We start from the raw sequence: 15087 nt of genomic DNA, 5'->3' as shown, positions 1-15087 counted from the left end.
CAGGTAGAACCCAAGCCAGTGAGTCGTGGCGTCTGTATGCATCGCGCGCGATTGATCGCTGTTTGGCAACGGGTCGTGGAGAAAACCATGAAATACAAGTTGTTGTCAGGCGTGCTTCTTGCGGTAGCGGCCAGCGTTGTGGTGCCGAATGTCTTGGCGGCGCAACCGCAGGCGTTGGCTTCGGATGGGGCTGATCATGTTGGCGCCGGCGCAGTGGCTGCCGATGGCGCTGATCGTGTCGGCGCGGGCGCGGTGGCTGCCGATGGTGCTGATCGTGTCGGCGCGGGCGCGGTGGCTGCCGATGGTGCTGATCGCGTCGGCGCTGGCGGAGTGGCTGCCGATGGCGCTGATCGTGTCGGTGCCGGCGCGGTGGCTGCCGATGGCGCTGATCGTGTCGGCGCTGGCGCAGTGGCTGCCGATGGCGCTGATCGTGTCGGCGCCGGCGCTGTGGCTGCCGATGGCGCCGATCGTGTCGGCGCAGGCGCGGTGGCTGCCGATGGCGCTGATCGTGTCGGCGCCGGCGCGGTGGCCGCCGATGGCGCTGATCGTGTCGGTGCCGGAGCATTGGCAGCGGATGGGGCCGACCGCACCGGCGTCAACCGAGTGGCCTACTCCCGGGTCGGAGTCGGTTCTGATCGCGTGGCATCGGCGCTGATGACCGGCAGCTATTCCGACCAGTTCAACAGCCCACAATAATCGCCGCGAAATAACGGGCGAGCTCCTGAGCCGCCCGTTTACATTGGCCTTTACAGCATCTGTTCAACCGCTGCGCCTTGTCGATCACGCAGGGCGCGCAACGTCGCGCGTAACTCGGCCGGCCGCACAGGTTTCGACAGAATCGCAATCTGCCGGTCATGCAAGGCTGCCTGAATCTTCTCGACGTCATGCCCGGTGATGATCATCGCCGGCACTGCCCAACCGCGCTGCCTGCGCACTTCATCGATGCATTCGATACCCGTGGCATGGGTGCCGAGGTCATAGTCGGCGACGATGATGTCGCAGTCGGTGACCAGGCCTTCAGCTGACCACTCGGCCTGCACCACGCAGCCCCAGCGTTCGAGCAACGCCGAAGTCGCGAGCAACACGTTGCGGTCATCCTCGACCAGACACACCTTCAGCCCGGTCAACAAACCCACCTGCCGCGCTTCACTGCGAACCACCGGTGACTGCGGCGCCGCCACGATCGGCAACCCCGCAAGCGTCACAGCTGTGCCGCGCCCCCACTGTGAACGCAGAGCAACGTGCACATCGATCAGTTCACCAAGACGCTTGATGATCGACAGGCCCAGCCCGACGCCCTCGACATCTTTGTCGCGCACTTGCCGTACCCGATAAAACTCCTCGAAGACCTTGTGCAGATGCTCTTCGGCAATGCCGTTGCCACGGTCATGGATGACGATGGCCAGCCCTGCCCCACGTTTACGCACGCCGATCAGCACGGGACGTTGCGCGCCGTATTTGAAACAGTTGGAGAGCACGTTCTGCACCATGGTCGCGAGCAGCGCCGGGTCGGTTCTGACCCAGTGGTTGCACGGTCGCAGCCGCAGCTCGACGCCTGCCCAACGGGCCGCTTCCTGGTGTTGGCGTATCAGATCCGCAAGCCATTCACCAAGATTCAGCGTTTGCATTTTCGCTTCAACCCGGCCGTTATCGAGGGTGTAGAGGTCGAGAATCGAGCGGAACAATTGCGAGACGTTGAGCAGTGAGCGGTCGATGTTATCGACCAGCCGCCGCTCGTCATCGCCCAGGCGCGACTCTCGCAGACACGCGGTAAACAGTCCGATGGAATGAATTGGCTGACGCAAGTCATGACTGGCCTGCGCCAGAAACCGCGACTTTTCCAGGTTAGCCGCCAGCGCTTCTTCCGACGCCTTGCGCGTGCGCTCAAGCAGCAAGTGCGCATAAAACGGAATCACCGTGCTGGTGATCAGCAGCATCAGCACCATGAACGGCTGCGCCTGCCAATACGGCGTCAGGCGATAGACCACCAGCAGCGCCACCAATGCAAGGCCGGTGGCGATTGCCAGATAGCGCGAGCCGTAGCGCATGCCGTTGCCAAGATTGACCCAGACCATCACCGCATACAACGGCAGCGCCGCTTCGCCGCCGATCACCAGTCCAAAACAGGTGCCGGTGTAATCGTGGACCATGGCAAAAATCCGCCGCGCCGGATAATGCCCGGGCCAACGCGCAATGGCTTGGCGGAACGCGATCGAAGCCAGCAGAAACAAGACAATGTAAGTGATGACCGGCAGGTAGGTATTGAAGCGATGGCCCGGCAGAAAACCCAGCACGACCATGTAAACCACCGCAATGGCAGCGATGATAATGCGCAGGTTGGCTTGGTCGAGTTCGGTATTTTTTTCGAACTTCATGGTAAACGTCCTTGTGCAGCAATCGTCAGTTTCGGAAGCAGCCTACAGGCAACCTTCGCGTCCAGTGCTAAGGTGCAGGCCTTGAATCACGCCTGACCCAGGGAGGGTCGCGTCATGACGTGCCGGATCATCATAGCCGACGATCACCCGCTGTTTCGCGAGGCGATGCTGCGCACAGTGCAGCGCTTGCTGCCCGATGCGGATACCTGCGAGGCTGGCGACTTCGACGCGGTGCTCAAGCTGCTGCCACAGGGCGACGAGCCGGACACGCTGATGCTCGATCTGCGTTTTCCCGGACTGACCTGCATCACTCAACTCGCCGACTTGCGCCAACGATTGCCGCGCACCACGCTGATCGTGGTGTCGATGGTTGACGATCAGACGCTGATCAGTGAAGTCATGGCGGCGGGCATTGACGGTTTTATCGGCAAGAACATTGCGCCGGATGAAATCGGCCAGGCAATTCTGGCGATCCGTGAAGGTGAGGTGCTGGTGAAGTCGGCGCCGTCCGGCTTGTTGCCGCTGGAAACTACGACGGCGCTGACGCCGCGTCAGCAGGACGTGCTGCGGTTGATTGCGCAAGGCAAGACCAACAAGGAAATCGCCCGTGAACTGGATATTTCGCCGTTCACGGTGAGGATCCACGTGTCTTCGTTGTTGCGCACGCTGGACGTGCCGACGCGGGCGGCAGCGGCGGTCAAGTATTCGGGTCTGTGAACCCTTTTATGGATCAACCTGCGCCATCAGATCCGGCACCGACTCCGGCCGTTTCGCATAGCGCTGCGCCAGCACCGCGCAGACCATCAGCTGAATCTGATGGAACAGCATCAGCGGCAGAATCAGCACGCCGATGGTGCTGCCGGCAAAGAGTACCTGCGCCATCGGCACGCCGGTGGCCAGGCTCTTTTTCGAGCCGCAGAACAGGATGGTGATGCGGTCTTCCTGATTGAAGCCGAAGGCTTTGCTCAACAGAATTGATGCCACCAGAACCAGCGTCAGCAGGATGCAGCAGACCACGACCAGACCGAGCAACTCGAACAACGGAATCTGCTGCCAGATGCCTTCGTTGACCGCCTCGCTGAATGCGCCGTACACCACCAGCAGAATCGAACCCTGATCAACGAATTTCAGCCAATTCTTGTTGCGCCCTACCCACGCGCCGATCCAGCGGCGGGCGATCTGCCCGGCAATGAACGGCAGGAGCAATTGCACGCTGATCTTCACGATCGCATCGAGGGTCGAGCCGCCGTCGCCGTGGACGTTGAGCAGCAAAGTCACCAGCAGCGGCGTAAGAAAAATCCCGAACAGGCTGGACGCCGCCGCGCTGCAGATCGCCGCCGGAATATTGCCTCGCGCCAGCGAAGTGAACGCGATGGCCGACTGCACCGTAGCTGGCAACGCGCAAAGGTAGAGCATGCCCATGTACAGCTGATCGCCGATCAGCGGTGACAACAGCGGTTTCAGCGCCAGGCCCAGGATCGGGAACAGTACGAAGGTCAGGCCGAACACCAGCAGATGCAGACGCCAGTGGCCAGCGCCGGCGATGATCGATTCGCGCGACAGCTTGGCGCCGTGCAGGAAAAACAGCAGGGCGATGGCGATGTTGGTCAGCCAGCCGAAGCCGACTGCGACCTGGCCGCTGGCGGGCAGGAAGCTGGCCAGCAAGACGACGCCGATCAAGGTCAGGGTGAAGTTATCGGGCAAAAAACGTGGGCGAGTCATGCGGTTCATCCGAAGGTTGCCAGTGCGTGCGAACGACTCTAACGTGACTGGCAATTACCGACTAACGCCGAAGAGCCGCCAGATGCCGCCTAAAGGACATTCCAAGAGCGTTCGCCGCAGTGTTCCCGGGCTACCGAGCCTGCCCCGCCCCGTGTATGGACGCACCGAATCGCTGCCCAACCGCGCCCTCACCCGCCGTCACAGTCATCCGTGGGTGCAGTTGTCCTACGCGATTCAGGGCGTGCTCGAAGTGCAGACCAGCGTCGGCCGTTTCGTCGCGCCGCCGGAGCGTGCGGTGTGGATTCCGGCCGGCGAGCCGCACCGGGTGTTCAGCGCGCCACACACGGAAATGCGCAGCCTGTACATCGACAGCAGCGTCACCGGTTGGGCGGCTGAGCATTGCCATGTGCTCGGCGTCAGCGCGCTGCTCAGGGAATTGATTCGCGCCTTCAGTCAGGTCCCGGTGGAATACGACGAGAGTGGCCCTGACGGACGCTTGGCCGAGGTGATCCTCGATCAACTCGCCGACGCACCGACCATCGACCTGATGCTGCCGCTGCCGCAAGACCCGCGCCTGAAGCAGATCTACCAGAGCCTGGAGCAACACCCGGAGCAGCAGACCACCCTGAGCCACTGGAGCGAAAAATTCGGTGTCACCGAAAAGACTCTGACGCGCCTGTTTTTGCGCGACACCGGCCTGACCTTCCGCGCCTGGCGCCAGCGCCTGCGCTTGCTTGGTGCCCTGACCCCGCTGGAAAAAGGCGAGCGTGTGACCGATGTTGCGCTGGCTTGTGGATACGACTCGACCTCGGCGTTTATCGCCGCGTTTCGTCAGCAGTTCGGCGAAACGCCGGGAGAGTTTTTCCGCTGACACTTCGTTTTTGCCGAACTGTCAGTCAGAAATAAACGATTTTTCTTTGCTCCAGATCCGTCGCTAGCATGGCCCCGTCTGACTTTGATCGAGAAGAGAAGATGATCCCTGTGGGAGCGAGCCTGCTCGCGAACGCGGTGGGTCAGCAACCTCAACTTCACTGTTCCATCGTATTCGCGAGCAGGCTCGCACCCACAGGGGATGTGCTTGCTGCAAATAAAAAGACAGGGGAGCGTGCCATGCCTGCCACGAACATCAACATCGGCGAACCCTGGATGTGGGGTGCCTTCATCGTCTTCGTTCTGGCCATGCTGGCCCTGGACCTGTTTGTCTTCGGCGGGCGCAAGGCGCACCGGGTGTCGGTGCGGGAAGCGTCGGCCTGGGTGGTTGCCTGGTGCCTGTTGGCGCTGAGCTTCGCCGGGTTGCTCTGGTGGTATCTGCATGGCGAATTCGGCAGTGAAATCGCCCGACAGAAAACCCTGGAATTTCTCACCGGTTATCTGATCGAGCAGTCCCTGTCGATCGACAACATGTTCATCTTCGTGATGATCTTCAGCTACTTCGCCGTGCCACCGGAATTGCAACGACGAGTGCTGCTGTACGGCGTGCTCGGCGCGATTGTCATGCGCGCGATAATGATTTTCGCCGGTGTGTGGCTGGTGTCGCAGTTCGAATGGCTGCTGTATGCCTTCGGTGTGTTCCTGATCATCACCGGGATCAAGATGCTGGTGTTCGCTGATCATCAACCGGATCTGGAAAAGAATCCGATATTGCGCTGGGTTCGCGGGCATATGCGCATCACCAGTGGCTTTCACGGCGAGAAGTTTTTCATCCTGCAGAACGGCGTTCGCTGGGCAACACCGATGTTCCTGGTGCTGGTGCTGATCGAGGCCAGCGACCTGATGTTCGCGGTCGACAGCATCCCGGCGATCTTCGCCGTCACCACCGACCCGTTCATTGTCTTCACCTCGAACATCTTCGCGATCATGGGCCTGCGCGCGCTGTACTTCCTGCTGGCGGACATGGCTGATCGCTTTCACCTGCTCAAGTATGGCTTGGCGATCGTACTGGTGTTCATCGGCGGCAAGATGGTGCTGATGCCGTGGTTCCACATGCCGGTGGAATGGTCGCTGGCAATCGTCGGGTCGGTGATTCTAGGGTCGGTGCTGTTGAGTCTGGCGACCAGCCGCGAGGCTGAACGCCGCACCGAATGACACCACACAACCCTACCTGTGGGAGCGAGCCTGCTCGCGAATACGCCGGATCATTCAACATAGGAGTTGAATGACACCCCGCTTTCGCGAGCAGGCTCGCTCCCACATTTGAAGTGCGATGCTCTTATTTATCGGATTTGATACTGGTCCACACCCGCGTGCGCACCCGCTCCATTTTCTGCGGCAACGGCTGCACCACATACAGGGTTTTCAGCGCTTCGCTGGTCGGGGTCAGGTTGGGGTTGTCGGTGATGTCCTTGTTGACCAGCGGCATCGAGTCCTTGTTGGCATTCGGGTAACCGAGGAAATCACTGATCGGTGCGATCACTTTCGGGTCGAGCAAGTGGTTGAGGAATTCGTGGGCCTCGGCGACGTTCTTCGCGCTCTTCGGAATGGCGAACGTGTCGAACCAGATCGGCGCGCCCTCCTTCGGCAAACGCCAGTCGACCACCACGCCATTGCCCGCCTCTTTGGCGCGATTGCCGAATTGGTAGAAGCTGCCGGAATAACCGATCGCCACGCAGATGTCGCCGTTGGCGATGTCGGTCATGTACTTGGCCGAGTTGAAGTAGGTCACGTACGGGCGAATCTTCATCATCAAGGCCTTGGCCTTTTCATAGTCCGCCGGGTTCTGGCTGTTCGGATCGAGGCCGAGGTAATGCAGGGCCAGCGGCAGGATCTCCGACGGCGAATCGAGCATCGCCACGCCACAGGCCTTGAGCTTTTCCATGTTCTCGGGCTTGAACACCAGATCCCAACTGTCCACCGGCGCGTTGTCGCCCAGGGCGGCCTTGACCTTGGCCGGGTTGAAGCCGATCAGCACGGTGCCGTACATGTACGGCACGCCGTACTGGTTGCCGGGGTCGTTGGCGTCGAGCAATTTGAGCAGGGCCGAATCCTGGTGCTGCCAGTTCGGCAATTTCGACTTGTCGAGTTTCTGGAACACGCCGGCCTTGATCTGGGTTTCGATGAACTGATTGGACGGCACCACCAGGTCGTAACCGGAGTTGCCGGTGAGCAGTTTGGCTTCCAGGGATTCGTTGGTGTCGAAGGTATCCCAGGTCACTTTGATCTTGCTTTGCTCGGCGAAGTCCTTGGGCACTGACGGCAGAATGTAATCCGCCCAGTTGTACACCCGCAGTTCGCGCTGCTCGGCCTGGACGGCGCTGGCCAGCAGCGTCAGGCCACACACGGTGGCGCCCAGAATGCGTTTGATCGTGACCATGGTTGTTTCCCCGAATGCGACGTGAGATCGATGGTTTTTATGTTCTGTACACGGCAGTGGCAGTAACGCTAGCCAAGGGCAAAAAAGGTCGAGCCTGTTGTTATGGTTTTGATTCTTGCTGACAGCGTAGCGCGATGACAGTAGGCGGCAGGCCAAAAGGGGATCGATATGGCCAATTTGCTTGACCGCCGAGATACGCACACAAAAATGCCCGGCACTGGGCCGGGCATTGCTGTGTTGCCGTTGGGATCAGTCGGTATAGCCGAGCCTGGCCGCCCTGCTCTGCTGCGCCTGACCACGGGTTGCGAGGCAGTAATACAGCGGCACCGTTACCACCAGACCGACCAGCCAGGACAGGTCGGCACCTTCCACCAAGTTGGCGTACGGCCCCACGTACAGCGAGGTGTTGGCAAACGGCAGCTGCACGATGATGCCGATGAAATAGGCAATGATCGCGTGCAGGTTGAAGCGCCCGTAGATCCCGCCGTCAGCGCGGAAGATCGAGGCGATGTCGTAGTTGCCGCGCTTGATCAGGTAGAAGTCGATCAGGTTGATCGACGCCCACGGCACCAGCACCAGCAGCAGCGCCAGAATCAGCCCGATGAATTGGGAAATGAAATCTGCCGAAGCGCCGAGGGCGACCACACAGCATCCGGCCAGGATCACGCTCGAGAGCACCACGCGCACCTTGATGCTCGGCGTCCACTGGCTGGCGAAGGTCTGAATCGAGGTGATGATCGACAACACCGCACCATACAAGTTGAGCGCGTTGTGGCTGATGATGTTGAGCAGAAACAGCACCATCAGAATCGGCCCCAGCCAGCCGGTAGACTGCTTGACCGCTGCCATCGCTTCAGTGCCTTCCGGCGTCGCCAGTACCGCCACCGCGCCAAAACTGAACGACAGAATCGTGCCCAGCGTCGCGCCCAAGTAAGTCGCCCAAAACGGTTTGGCGATACCGATGTCTGCTGGCAGATATCGCGAATAGTCGGAGACGTACGGCGAGAAGCTGATCTGCCAGATGATCCCCAGCGACACCGTCGCCAGCCAGCCGGAGAGATTGAAACTGCCGCGCGTCAGGAAGTCTGCCGGCAAGTCATGGGCGAAAATGTAGATGAATCCGGCGAGCAACGCGCCGCCCATCACCCAGGTGCCGATGCGGTTGAGGGTGTGGATGAAGTTGTAGCCGATCACACCGATCGCCGTAGCAGCCAGCGCGCCGATCAGAATGCTCAGCGGCGCCGGTACTGACGGCGCAATGCCGACAATGGATTTACCGGCCAGCACGATGTTGGAAATGAAGAAACCGATGTAGATGAGCGCCGCGAAGAACACGATCAGCAGTGCGCCATAACGACCGAACTGACCGCGACTCTGGACCATTTGCGGAATGCCCATGCGCGGGCCTTGGGCCGAGGCCAGCGCAATCACCACGCCGCCGATCATATGCCCCAGCGCAATCGCCAGCAGCCCCCAGAACAGATTGAGGTGGAACACCTGGACCACCATGGCGCCGGTGACGATGGGCAGTGGCGCAATGTTGGTGCTGAACCAAAGAGTGAACAGATCGCGGGCCTTCCCGTGGCGTTCCGCGAGTGGGACGTAATCGACCGTATGATTCTCGATCAACGGATCTTGCCGGGACATCTGGGACATATGCATGAACTCGAGTTTGTCTGTTTTTATCTTTGTATGAAGCCAAACCGGGAGGACTCTTGGGTCGCCCCTCAGATGCAGACCATATTATGGTATTCCAAGCTTTGCACAAGCCTGATCCGCTGATTCTGTCGCTGTCTGATCCGCTATCCTCGCTGATCCCGCCCCTGCACTGCTAGCTGGAAGCCCCGTAAACATTGAGTTTCCGACGAAATCGGCACGTTTATCGGTTCACCAGAAAAGCTCTTGCAAGATATGTATTACGGTATACCATCAGACCTACAACCCATAAAAACCGCGTCACACCACCCGAGGACCACCCAATGATCGATGCTGCCATTTACAAACAAGTCATGGGCTCGTTCCCGTCCGGCGTCACCGTCATCACCACGCTGGACGACGACGGCCAGATCGTCGGCCTGACGGCCAGCGCGTTCAGCTCGCTGTCGATGGACCCGGCGCTGGTGCTGTTCTGCCCTAACTACAGCTCCGACTCCTATCCCGTGCTGATCAAGAACAAACGCTTTGCGATTCACCTGTTGTCCAGCGTGCAGCAAAGCGAGGCCTATGCCTTCGCGCGCAAAGGCAAGGACAAGGCGCAGGGCATCGAGTGGACGTTGAGCGAACTGGGCAACCCGATACTCGACAATGCGACGGCGGTGATCGAGTGCGAGTTGTGGCGTGAATACGAAGGTGGCGACCACGCGATCATGGTCGGCGCGGTGAAGAACCTGATCGTCCCCGAGCAGGTCGCCGGACCGCTGGTGTATTGCCACGGCAAGATGGGTGCTTTACCGGTTGTGGCGTGATTTCACCAGATCTCGGATATCCCATGTGGGAGCGAGCCTGCTCGCGAATGCGATGGGTCAGTTGTTACATTTTTGACTGACCCGACGCCTTCGCGAACAAGCTCGCTCCCACAAGTTTTGGTGTTGCCTGGGCGACCGTGTCAGGTCCGAAACCGGCTCACCAACTGATTCAACGTCTGCGACAACGCCGTCAGGTTCTGCGCATCCTGGCGAGTCGAATCCGCCAGGCTCGCCACCAACTGCGCATCACCATGAATCTGGCTGATGTGCCGATTGATGTCCTCCGCCACTTGATGCTGTTCCTCCGCCGCCGTGGCGATCTGCGTGTTCATGTCGCGGATCACGTCAACCGATTCACGAATCAATTCAAAACTCGCCCGCGCCTCGTTGATCGACACCACGGTTTCCTGCGATACCTCGAGGCTGGCGTGCATCTGCTTGCCCATCTGATGGGTGCGCCGCGCCAGATTGCCCAGCAGTGCGTCAATCTCACCGGTGGAATCCGAGGTGCGTTTGGCCAGCGCCCGGACTTCATCGGCGACCACGGCAAAGCCCCTGCCCTGTTCACCGGCACGCGCGGCTTCGATGGCGGCGTTGAGCGCGAGCAGATTAGTCTGCTCGGCAATCGAGCGGATCGTGCCGAGGATCGACTGGATGTCGTTGCTGTCCTGCTCCAGTTGCTGCATCGACTCGGCACTGTGGCCGATCTCCTGGCTCAAGCGCCCGACGTTGCTCACCGCCGCATCGATCTGCTGCTGCCCGGTGTGTGCCTGACGCTGACCGTTGTCTGCCGAATCGGCCGCCTGACTGCACGAACGCGCGACCTCGTTGGAAGTGGCGACCATTTCGTGAAACGCCGTAGACACCATGTCCACCGCCTCACGCTGACGCGAAGCGACGTCGGCCATCTCCGCCGAGACCTCGGTGGCGCTGCCGGAGCTGCTGTGAATCTGCCCCGCTGCCTGGCCGATGCGTTGAATCAACGTGCGAATCGCTTCGAGAAACTGGTTGAACCAGCCCGCCAGTTGCGCGGTTTCATCCTGCCCACGTACTTCCAGTCGCGCAGTCAGATCGCCCTCGCCCTGGGCAATGCCTTCGAGTCCGCTGGCGACACCACGAATCGGCTTGACCATCAGTCCGGCGAACCACGCGCCGGCCATTGCAAACAACAGTGCGCAAACCACAGCGATAGCGCCGATCAACCAGGTCAAACGAGTCGCCCCGGCCATCACTTCGCTCGCCTTGACCAAGCCGACAAACCGCCAGCCCAACGCCTGCGACGGCCAGACCAGCGCCATGTAATCCTCGCCGGCCAATTGCACCTCGACCAGGCCTTTGCCCGCCTCGGCCAGTTGCTGATAACCGTCGCCGAGATCGCTGAGTTTCTTGAAGTTGTGCGCCGGATCACTCGGGTCGACCAGCACGGTGTTGTTGGCTTCCATCAACATCAGATAACCGCTCTCGCCGAGGCGAATCTGCTTGACCAGGTCGGTCAACTGCTTGAGCGACACATCGATATTGACCACGCCAGCATTGCTGCCCAACTGGTTGTTGAAACTGCGCACGGTGCTCACCAGCACCACGTCATCCGCCGCCCAATAATAGGCCTCGGTGCGCAGGGTTTTGCCGGGATTGGCCATCGCGGTTTTGTACCAGGGCCGGGTGCGCGGATCGTAGTTCGCCAGTTGCGCATCGCCCGGCCAGAACAGATAACCGCCCTGCTCGGTGCCGACAGATAGATAGGTATAGGCCGGGTGCGCCTTGGCCAGACCGTCGAACAGCTTGAACAGCTCTTGATCCTGCGGCCCCATCGGCACTTGCGCGGCGTCGCTGCTCAGGTAGCGTTTGAGGCTGGTATCGATGCTCTGCAGTTGTGGATGCTCGGCCAGGTAAGCAACGTTCTGGCTGATGCCCTCGAAGAACAGCTGCATCGCGTTTTCCACCTGACGCACCTCGCGCCCGGTGCTGTCGGTAAAGGTGTCGCGCGCGCCCTCGCGGACATTGAGGATGATCAGCGCTGCCACCAGTAACACCGGCAGGCTGGCGATTACCGCAAACGCCAGAGTCAGTTTTTGTTTTATGTTCATTGCTTGCGCCTTCCTTGTTCGAAGTGTTGGTCAGAAATATTTTGCGGATATTCCGTATTATGGTATACCAATAATCAATCAACCGAACAGCCGTCCTCGAAGGCGTGCTTGAATGGTGAGAAGACTCGCGAGCGCAACGCGTTCACGTCAGTTCGACAGGCCCGCACACGACCGGCCAATTACAAAAGACTCGAGGTAGCGTCATGAAATTTTCCCTGTTCGTACACATGGAACGCTGGGACGAAAGCGTCAGCCACCGCCAACTGTTCGAAGACCTGACCGAACTGACCCTGATGGCCGAGGCTGGCGGTTTCAGCACCGTGTGGATCGGCGAACACCACGCCATGGAATACACCATCTCCCCAAGCCCGATGCCGCTGCTGGCCTACCTCGCAGCGAAAACCACCACCATCCACCTCGGCGCCGGCACCATCATCGCGCCGTTCTGGCACCCGCTGCGCGTCGCCGGCGAATGCGCCCTGCTCGACGTGATCAGCAACGGCCGCATGGAAGTCGGTCTGGCGCGCGGCGCCTATCAGGTTGAATTCGACCGCATGGCCGGCGGCATGCCCGCCTCCAGCGGCGGCCAGGCCCTGCGCGAAATGGTTCCGGTGGTCCGCGCCCTGTGGCAAGGCGACTACGCCCACGACGGCGACATCTGGAAATTCCCCACCTCCACCAGCGTGCCGAAACCGATCCAGAAACCGAACCCGCCAATGTGGATCGCCGCCCGCGACCCGGATTCGCACAACTTCGCCGTCGCCAACGGCTGCAACGTCATGGTCACGCCATTGATGAAAGGCGACGAAGAAGTCCTTGACCTGAAGAACAAATTCCAGACTGCACTGGACAACAACCCAGACGTACCGCGCCCACAATTGATGGTGCTGCGTCACACCCACGTGCACACCGCTGATAACCCGGACGGCTGGAAGGTCGGCGCGAAAGCCATCTCACGTTTCTATCGCACGTTCGATGCCTGGTTCGGCAACAAGGAAACTCCGGTCAACGGCTTCCTCGCGCCGAGTCCTGAAGAGAAGTTTGCCGGGCGTCCTGAGTTTGAACTGGAGAGCCTGCACAAGACCGCAATGATCGGCACGCCGGAAGAGATCATTCCGCGGATCAAGTATTACCAGGAATTGGGGGTGGATGAGTTTAGTTTCTGGTGCGACAACAGCTTGCCGCATGAAGAGAAGAAGAAGTCGCTGGAGTTGTTTATCAAGCATGTGGTGCCGGCGTTTCGCTAAAGGTTTCGCAGGTTAAACCAAAAAAAACGCCCCGCTTCAGACGGGGCTTTTTTTGGAAAAAGGCATCAATTCGTGCAACCTGGCTTTCGCAGCCTATTCGCCGCTGCCATCCTCGCTGAGCACTTTGAAGGAGTGGAAGTTGAAAGCTATTTTTTCTTCTTCCTCATCAACCAGCTCATACCGGATACGATCCAATCCGCCTTCAACCCTCGACACGCAAAGATCCATGAACTGTGTCAGGCCACCACCAAATCCCCGCACGTTCAAACCGCCCACCTTAAAAAACATGACCGCGATAGTCGCTGCTCCAGGATCCGCAGACTTCGCCAGCGTCATCAACAGGTTGTAACCGCTAAGTCCATCTTCGGAATCCAGATGAAGACTTTCCACATAAACGTATTCATGTAGACCGTCATTCAGTGCTTTGAGATTGCTCAATGGTTGATCCTCGTATGCTGTCCATTGTCACCCTTGCCCGGCCCGTACTGGTAGGTATGAGTATGAGGATCCGTATGAAATGTATAACGCGAAGAGCGATTTATTTGTTCCACCTCACGAAAGGAAAACTATTCACAATCTATATTTTTTCAAAATAGGCATGAAAAGCTGCAATTATTTTATCCAAGGCTTTATCGTAACCTCTAAGACTCTGAAACTCTGCAGAGCTGATCAAGTTGCAGCTTAAACACTCAGAAAACTCACTAGAAGCATGCCGTGAATCGAAAGCCAGCACACCGTACTCTTCGCAAGCACTTTCAAACAATAGCCAATCAAAACTCACATTACCCATGACAACCGGATAATTTACTGTACCCTTGAAAAAATCTCGAAACCCCACGCTTAACTCCTCAACATCTTCTTGAGTATTCTCCCCATCAAAAAGATAACAAGTGCTAGCCAGCGGCGCATCGAACAGGGCAAACGCACTCGTCGAAAAAACTTTAAAGCTAGAACAGAGCAAACTATCGAGTACATCAACATTGCTCAAAAGAGGCCTCTCAAAAAAATAAAACTCTAATCCTGAATCTCGAAAAACCATTTCGGGCAAATCTTTATTCAGTTCAAGACGATTCGATAACATCGCGGTTATCTGATTTAGCTCTTGATGTTCGAGTTTGGTGAGGCTCATTTAGTTACCCTTGAATCGGATTTTGACAATCGTTTTTTTGATACCTGCAATATCCAGCGATGCAGTTGGTTCTTTAGTCGACGTCGACTCTGGATAGAACCTATAGGTCCTATCTCCCTTGGTCAATATTGAAACTTTTCCGTCTTGTGAGAATGTCCTGCTATAACCATTGACTTCAAGCATTTTTATTGCTTCTGCGGGAGAGGTAAAAGCATCGATCTGACCCGAGCTGTTTCGCGTCCATTTTGGCACAAACTCCACTGCGGTAGAGAGGTAACGGGGACAGACCACGTTTTCAGAGTGCTTTCTAAACGTGGTCTGTCCCCATTTACCCCCCGATGGCATCTTCAATATGTTGCGCCGACTCGGGGAAACGGGGACAGATCACGTTTTGGAATGCGTTTTAAACGTGGTCTGTCCCCGTTTATCTGGGTGCTAGGCCGGTGTCAGATCACATCTAGGCCTCTACAATTTACAAGAGACATTCAAACCACAAGCAGAGATAAAATCACGTATCGGTATATCAAGAACGCTACTTTCTCTAGCGGAGAGTACATCTTGCAATGTGACGATGCCTTTTTCAAAGTCTAAAGAAACGTCAAAGCAATTAAACTCGAACGCCCTGAACAGAATGCTCTCTGAGCAAACCCGCTCATCAAAGGCGTTTTTCAAAATAGAGCGAACGCTGTCGTCCAACTCTTGGGCCACAAATCGTTCTATTATCGTGCCGCCACTGCTCATAACCATTCCTA

General features: G+C 58.3%; 13 protein-coding genes and 2 pseudogenes. 6 read left to right on the top strand and 9 right to left on the bottom strand.

Features of this window, described 5'->3' with window-relative positions; genetic code table 11:
• Positions 1-87: 87 nt before the first annotated feature.
• Positions 88-696, top strand: coding sequence for a hypothetical protein (locus ASG55_RS26470; RefSeq protein WP_177342729.1), 609 nt, complete (start codon positions 88-90; stop codon positions 694-696).
• Positions 697-746: 50 nt separating this feature from the next.
• Here ASG55_RS26470 and ASG55_RS19440 read toward each other — a convergent pair whose 3' ends face one another.
• A complete protein-coding gene (locus ASG55_RS19440) occupies positions 747-2375 on the bottom strand; it encodes an ATP-binding response regulator (RefSeq protein WP_056789355.1) in 1629 nt (542 codons plus the stop codon).
• Between the two features lie 114 nt (positions 2376-2489).
• Between ASG55_RS19440 and ASG55_RS19435 the strand changes: the two genes are divergently transcribed.
• A complete protein-coding gene (locus ASG55_RS19435; RefSeq protein ID WP_056789353.1) occupies positions 2490-3092 on the top strand; it encodes a LuxR C-terminal-related transcriptional regulator in 603 nt (200 codons plus the stop codon).
• 6 nt (positions 3093-3098) lie between these two features.
• Here ASG55_RS19435 and ASG55_RS19430 read toward each other — a convergent pair whose 3' ends face one another.
• Positions 3099-4097 carry a bile acid:sodium symporter family protein gene (locus ASG55_RS19430; RefSeq protein ID WP_041480047.1) on the bottom strand — a complete coding sequence of 333 codons (999 nt, stop codon included), beginning with the start codon at positions 4095-4097 and terminating at the stop codon, positions 3099-3101.
• 82 nt (positions 4098-4179) lie between these two features.
• Between ASG55_RS19430 and ASG55_RS19425 the strand changes: the two genes are divergently transcribed.
• Together ASG55_RS19425 and ASG55_RS19420 are read left to right on the top strand one after the other, a co-directional pair.
• Positions 4180-4968, top strand: coding sequence for an AraC family transcriptional regulator (locus tag ASG55_RS19425; protein ID WP_056789351.1), 789 nt, complete (start codon positions 4180-4182; stop codon positions 4966-4968).
• A 239-nt stretch (positions 4969-5207) separates the two neighbouring features.
• Positions 5208-6182, top strand: coding sequence for a TerC family protein (locus ASG55_RS19420; protein WP_056789343.1), 975 nt, complete (start codon positions 5208-5210; stop codon positions 6180-6182).
• 124 nt (positions 6183-6306) lie between these two features.
• On the opposite strand, the gene ASG55_RS19415 is transcribed toward ASG55_RS19420, so the two are convergent.
• Positions 6307-7407 carry a polyamine ABC transporter substrate-binding protein gene (locus ASG55_RS19415; protein ID WP_056789341.1) on the bottom strand — a complete coding sequence of 367 codons (1101 nt, stop codon included), beginning with the start codon at positions 7405-7407 and terminating at the stop codon, positions 6307-6309.
• Between the two features lie 249 nt (positions 7408-7656).
• Positions 7657-9063: a purine-cytosine permease family protein gene (locus ASG55_RS19410; RefSeq protein ID WP_056789339.1), complete on the bottom strand. Its 1407-nt coding sequence runs from the start codon at positions 9061-9063 to the stop codon at positions 7657-7659.
• Positions 9064-9386: 323 nt separating this feature from the next.
• Here ASG55_RS19410 and ASG55_RS19405 point away from each other — a divergent pair, with 323 nt between their 5' ends.
• Positions 9387-9872, top strand: a complete 486-nt coding sequence (locus ASG55_RS19405; protein ID WP_056789336.1) for a flavin reductase family protein — start codon at positions 9387-9389, stop codon at positions 9870-9872.
• Between the two features lie 140 nt (positions 9873-10012).
• On the opposite strand, the pseudogene ASG55_RS27730 reads toward ASG55_RS19405, so the two are convergent.
• Together ASG55_RS27730 and ASG55_RS27725 are read right to left on the bottom strand one after the other, a co-directional pair.
• Positions 10013-10612, bottom strand: a pseudogene (locus tag ASG55_RS27730) (methyl-accepting chemotaxis protein); the annotation flags it as partial.
• A 306-nt stretch (positions 10613-10918) separates the two neighbouring features.
• Positions 10919-11803: pseudogene (locus ASG55_RS27725) on the bottom strand (cache domain-containing protein); the annotation flags it as partial.
• 359 nt (positions 11804-12162) lie between these two features.
• Between ASG55_RS27725 and ASG55_RS19395 the strand changes: the two are divergent.
• Positions 12163-13206 carry an LLM class flavin-dependent oxidoreductase gene (locus tag ASG55_RS19395; protein ID WP_056789330.1) on the top strand — a complete coding sequence of 348 codons (1044 nt, stop codon included), beginning with the start codon at positions 12163-12165 and terminating at the stop codon, positions 13204-13206.
• Positions 13207-13299: 93 nt separating this feature from the next.
• Here ASG55_RS19395 and ASG55_RS19390 read toward each other — a convergent pair whose 3' ends face one another.
• From ASG55_RS19390 to ASG55_RS19380, 3 genes are all read right to left on the bottom strand, one after another.
• Positions 13300-13644, bottom strand: a complete 345-nt coding sequence (locus ASG55_RS19390) for a hypothetical protein (RefSeq protein WP_056789328.1) — start codon at positions 13642-13644, stop codon at positions 13300-13302.
• A gap of 139 nt (positions 13645-13783) precedes the next feature.
• Positions 13784-14335, bottom strand: coding sequence for a hypothetical protein (locus ASG55_RS19385; protein ID WP_056789325.1), 552 nt, complete (start codon positions 14333-14335; stop codon positions 13784-13786).
• 465 nt (positions 14336-14800) lie between these two features.
• Positions 14801-15076: a hypothetical protein gene (locus ASG55_RS19380; protein WP_056789322.1), complete on the bottom strand. Its 276-nt coding sequence runs from the start codon at positions 15074-15076 to the stop codon at positions 14801-14803.
• Positions 15077-15087 lie beyond the last annotated feature (11 nt).

The sequence above is a fragment of the Pseudomonas sp. Leaf434 genome (genome assembly GCF_001425545.1).
Classification (GTDB): domain Bacteria; phylum Pseudomonadota; class Gammaproteobacteria; order Pseudomonadales; family Pseudomonadaceae; genus Aquipseudomonas; species Aquipseudomonas siliginis.
The sequence above is the reverse complement of the archived record's forward strand: the minus strand, read 5'-3'. Positions and strand labels throughout refer to the sequence as shown.

What these genes read in the sequence shown, in the direction of transcription:
- ASG55_RS19435 (WP_056789353.1), top strand. Translation starts at nt 2,490, where the DNA reads ATGACGTGCCGGATCATCATAGCCGACGATCACCCGCTGTTTCGCGAG.
- ASG55_RS26470 (WP_177342729.1), top strand. Translation starts at nt 88, where the DNA reads ATGAAATACAAGTTGTTGTCAGGCGTGCTTCTTGCGGTAGCGGCCAGC.
- ASG55_RS19415 (WP_056789341.1), bottom strand. Translation starts at nt 7,407, where the DNA reads ATGGTCACGATCAAACGCATTCTGGGCGCCACCGTGTGTGGCCTGACG.
- ASG55_RS19425 (WP_056789351.1), top strand. Translation starts at nt 4,180, where the DNA reads ATGCCGCCTAAAGGACATTCCAAGAGCGTTCGCCGCAGTGTTCCCGGG.
- ASG55_RS19440 (WP_056789355.1), bottom strand. Translation starts at nt 2,375, where the DNA reads ATGAAGTTCGAAAAAAATACCGAACTCGACCAAGCCAACCTGCGCATT.
- ASG55_RS19430 (WP_041480047.1), bottom strand. Translation starts at nt 4,097, where the DNA reads ATGACTCGCCCACGTTTTTTGCCCGATAACTTCACCCTGACCTTGATC.
- ASG55_RS19410 (WP_056789339.1), bottom strand. Translation starts at nt 9,063, where the DNA reads ATGTCCCAGATGTCCCGGCAAGATCCGTTGATCGAGAATCATACGGTC.
- ASG55_RS19420 (WP_056789343.1), top strand. Translation starts at nt 5,208, where the DNA reads ATGCCTGCCACGAACATCAACATCGGCGAACCCTGGATGTGGGGTGCC.
- ASG55_RS19380 (WP_056789322.1), bottom strand. Translation starts at nt 15,076, where the DNA reads ATGAGCAGTGGCGGCACGATAATAGAACGATTTGTGGCCCAAGAGTTG.
- ASG55_RS19395 (WP_056789330.1), top strand. Translation starts at nt 12,163, where the DNA reads ATGAAATTTTCCCTGTTCGTACACATGGAACGCTGGGACGAAAGCGTC.
- ASG55_RS19385 (WP_056789325.1), bottom strand. Translation starts at nt 14,335, where the DNA reads ATGAGCCTCACCAAACTCGAACATCAAGAGCTAAATCAGATAACCGCG.
- ASG55_RS19405 (WP_056789336.1), top strand. Translation starts at nt 9,387, where the DNA reads ATGATCGATGCTGCCATTTACAAACAAGTCATGGGCTCGTTCCCGTCC.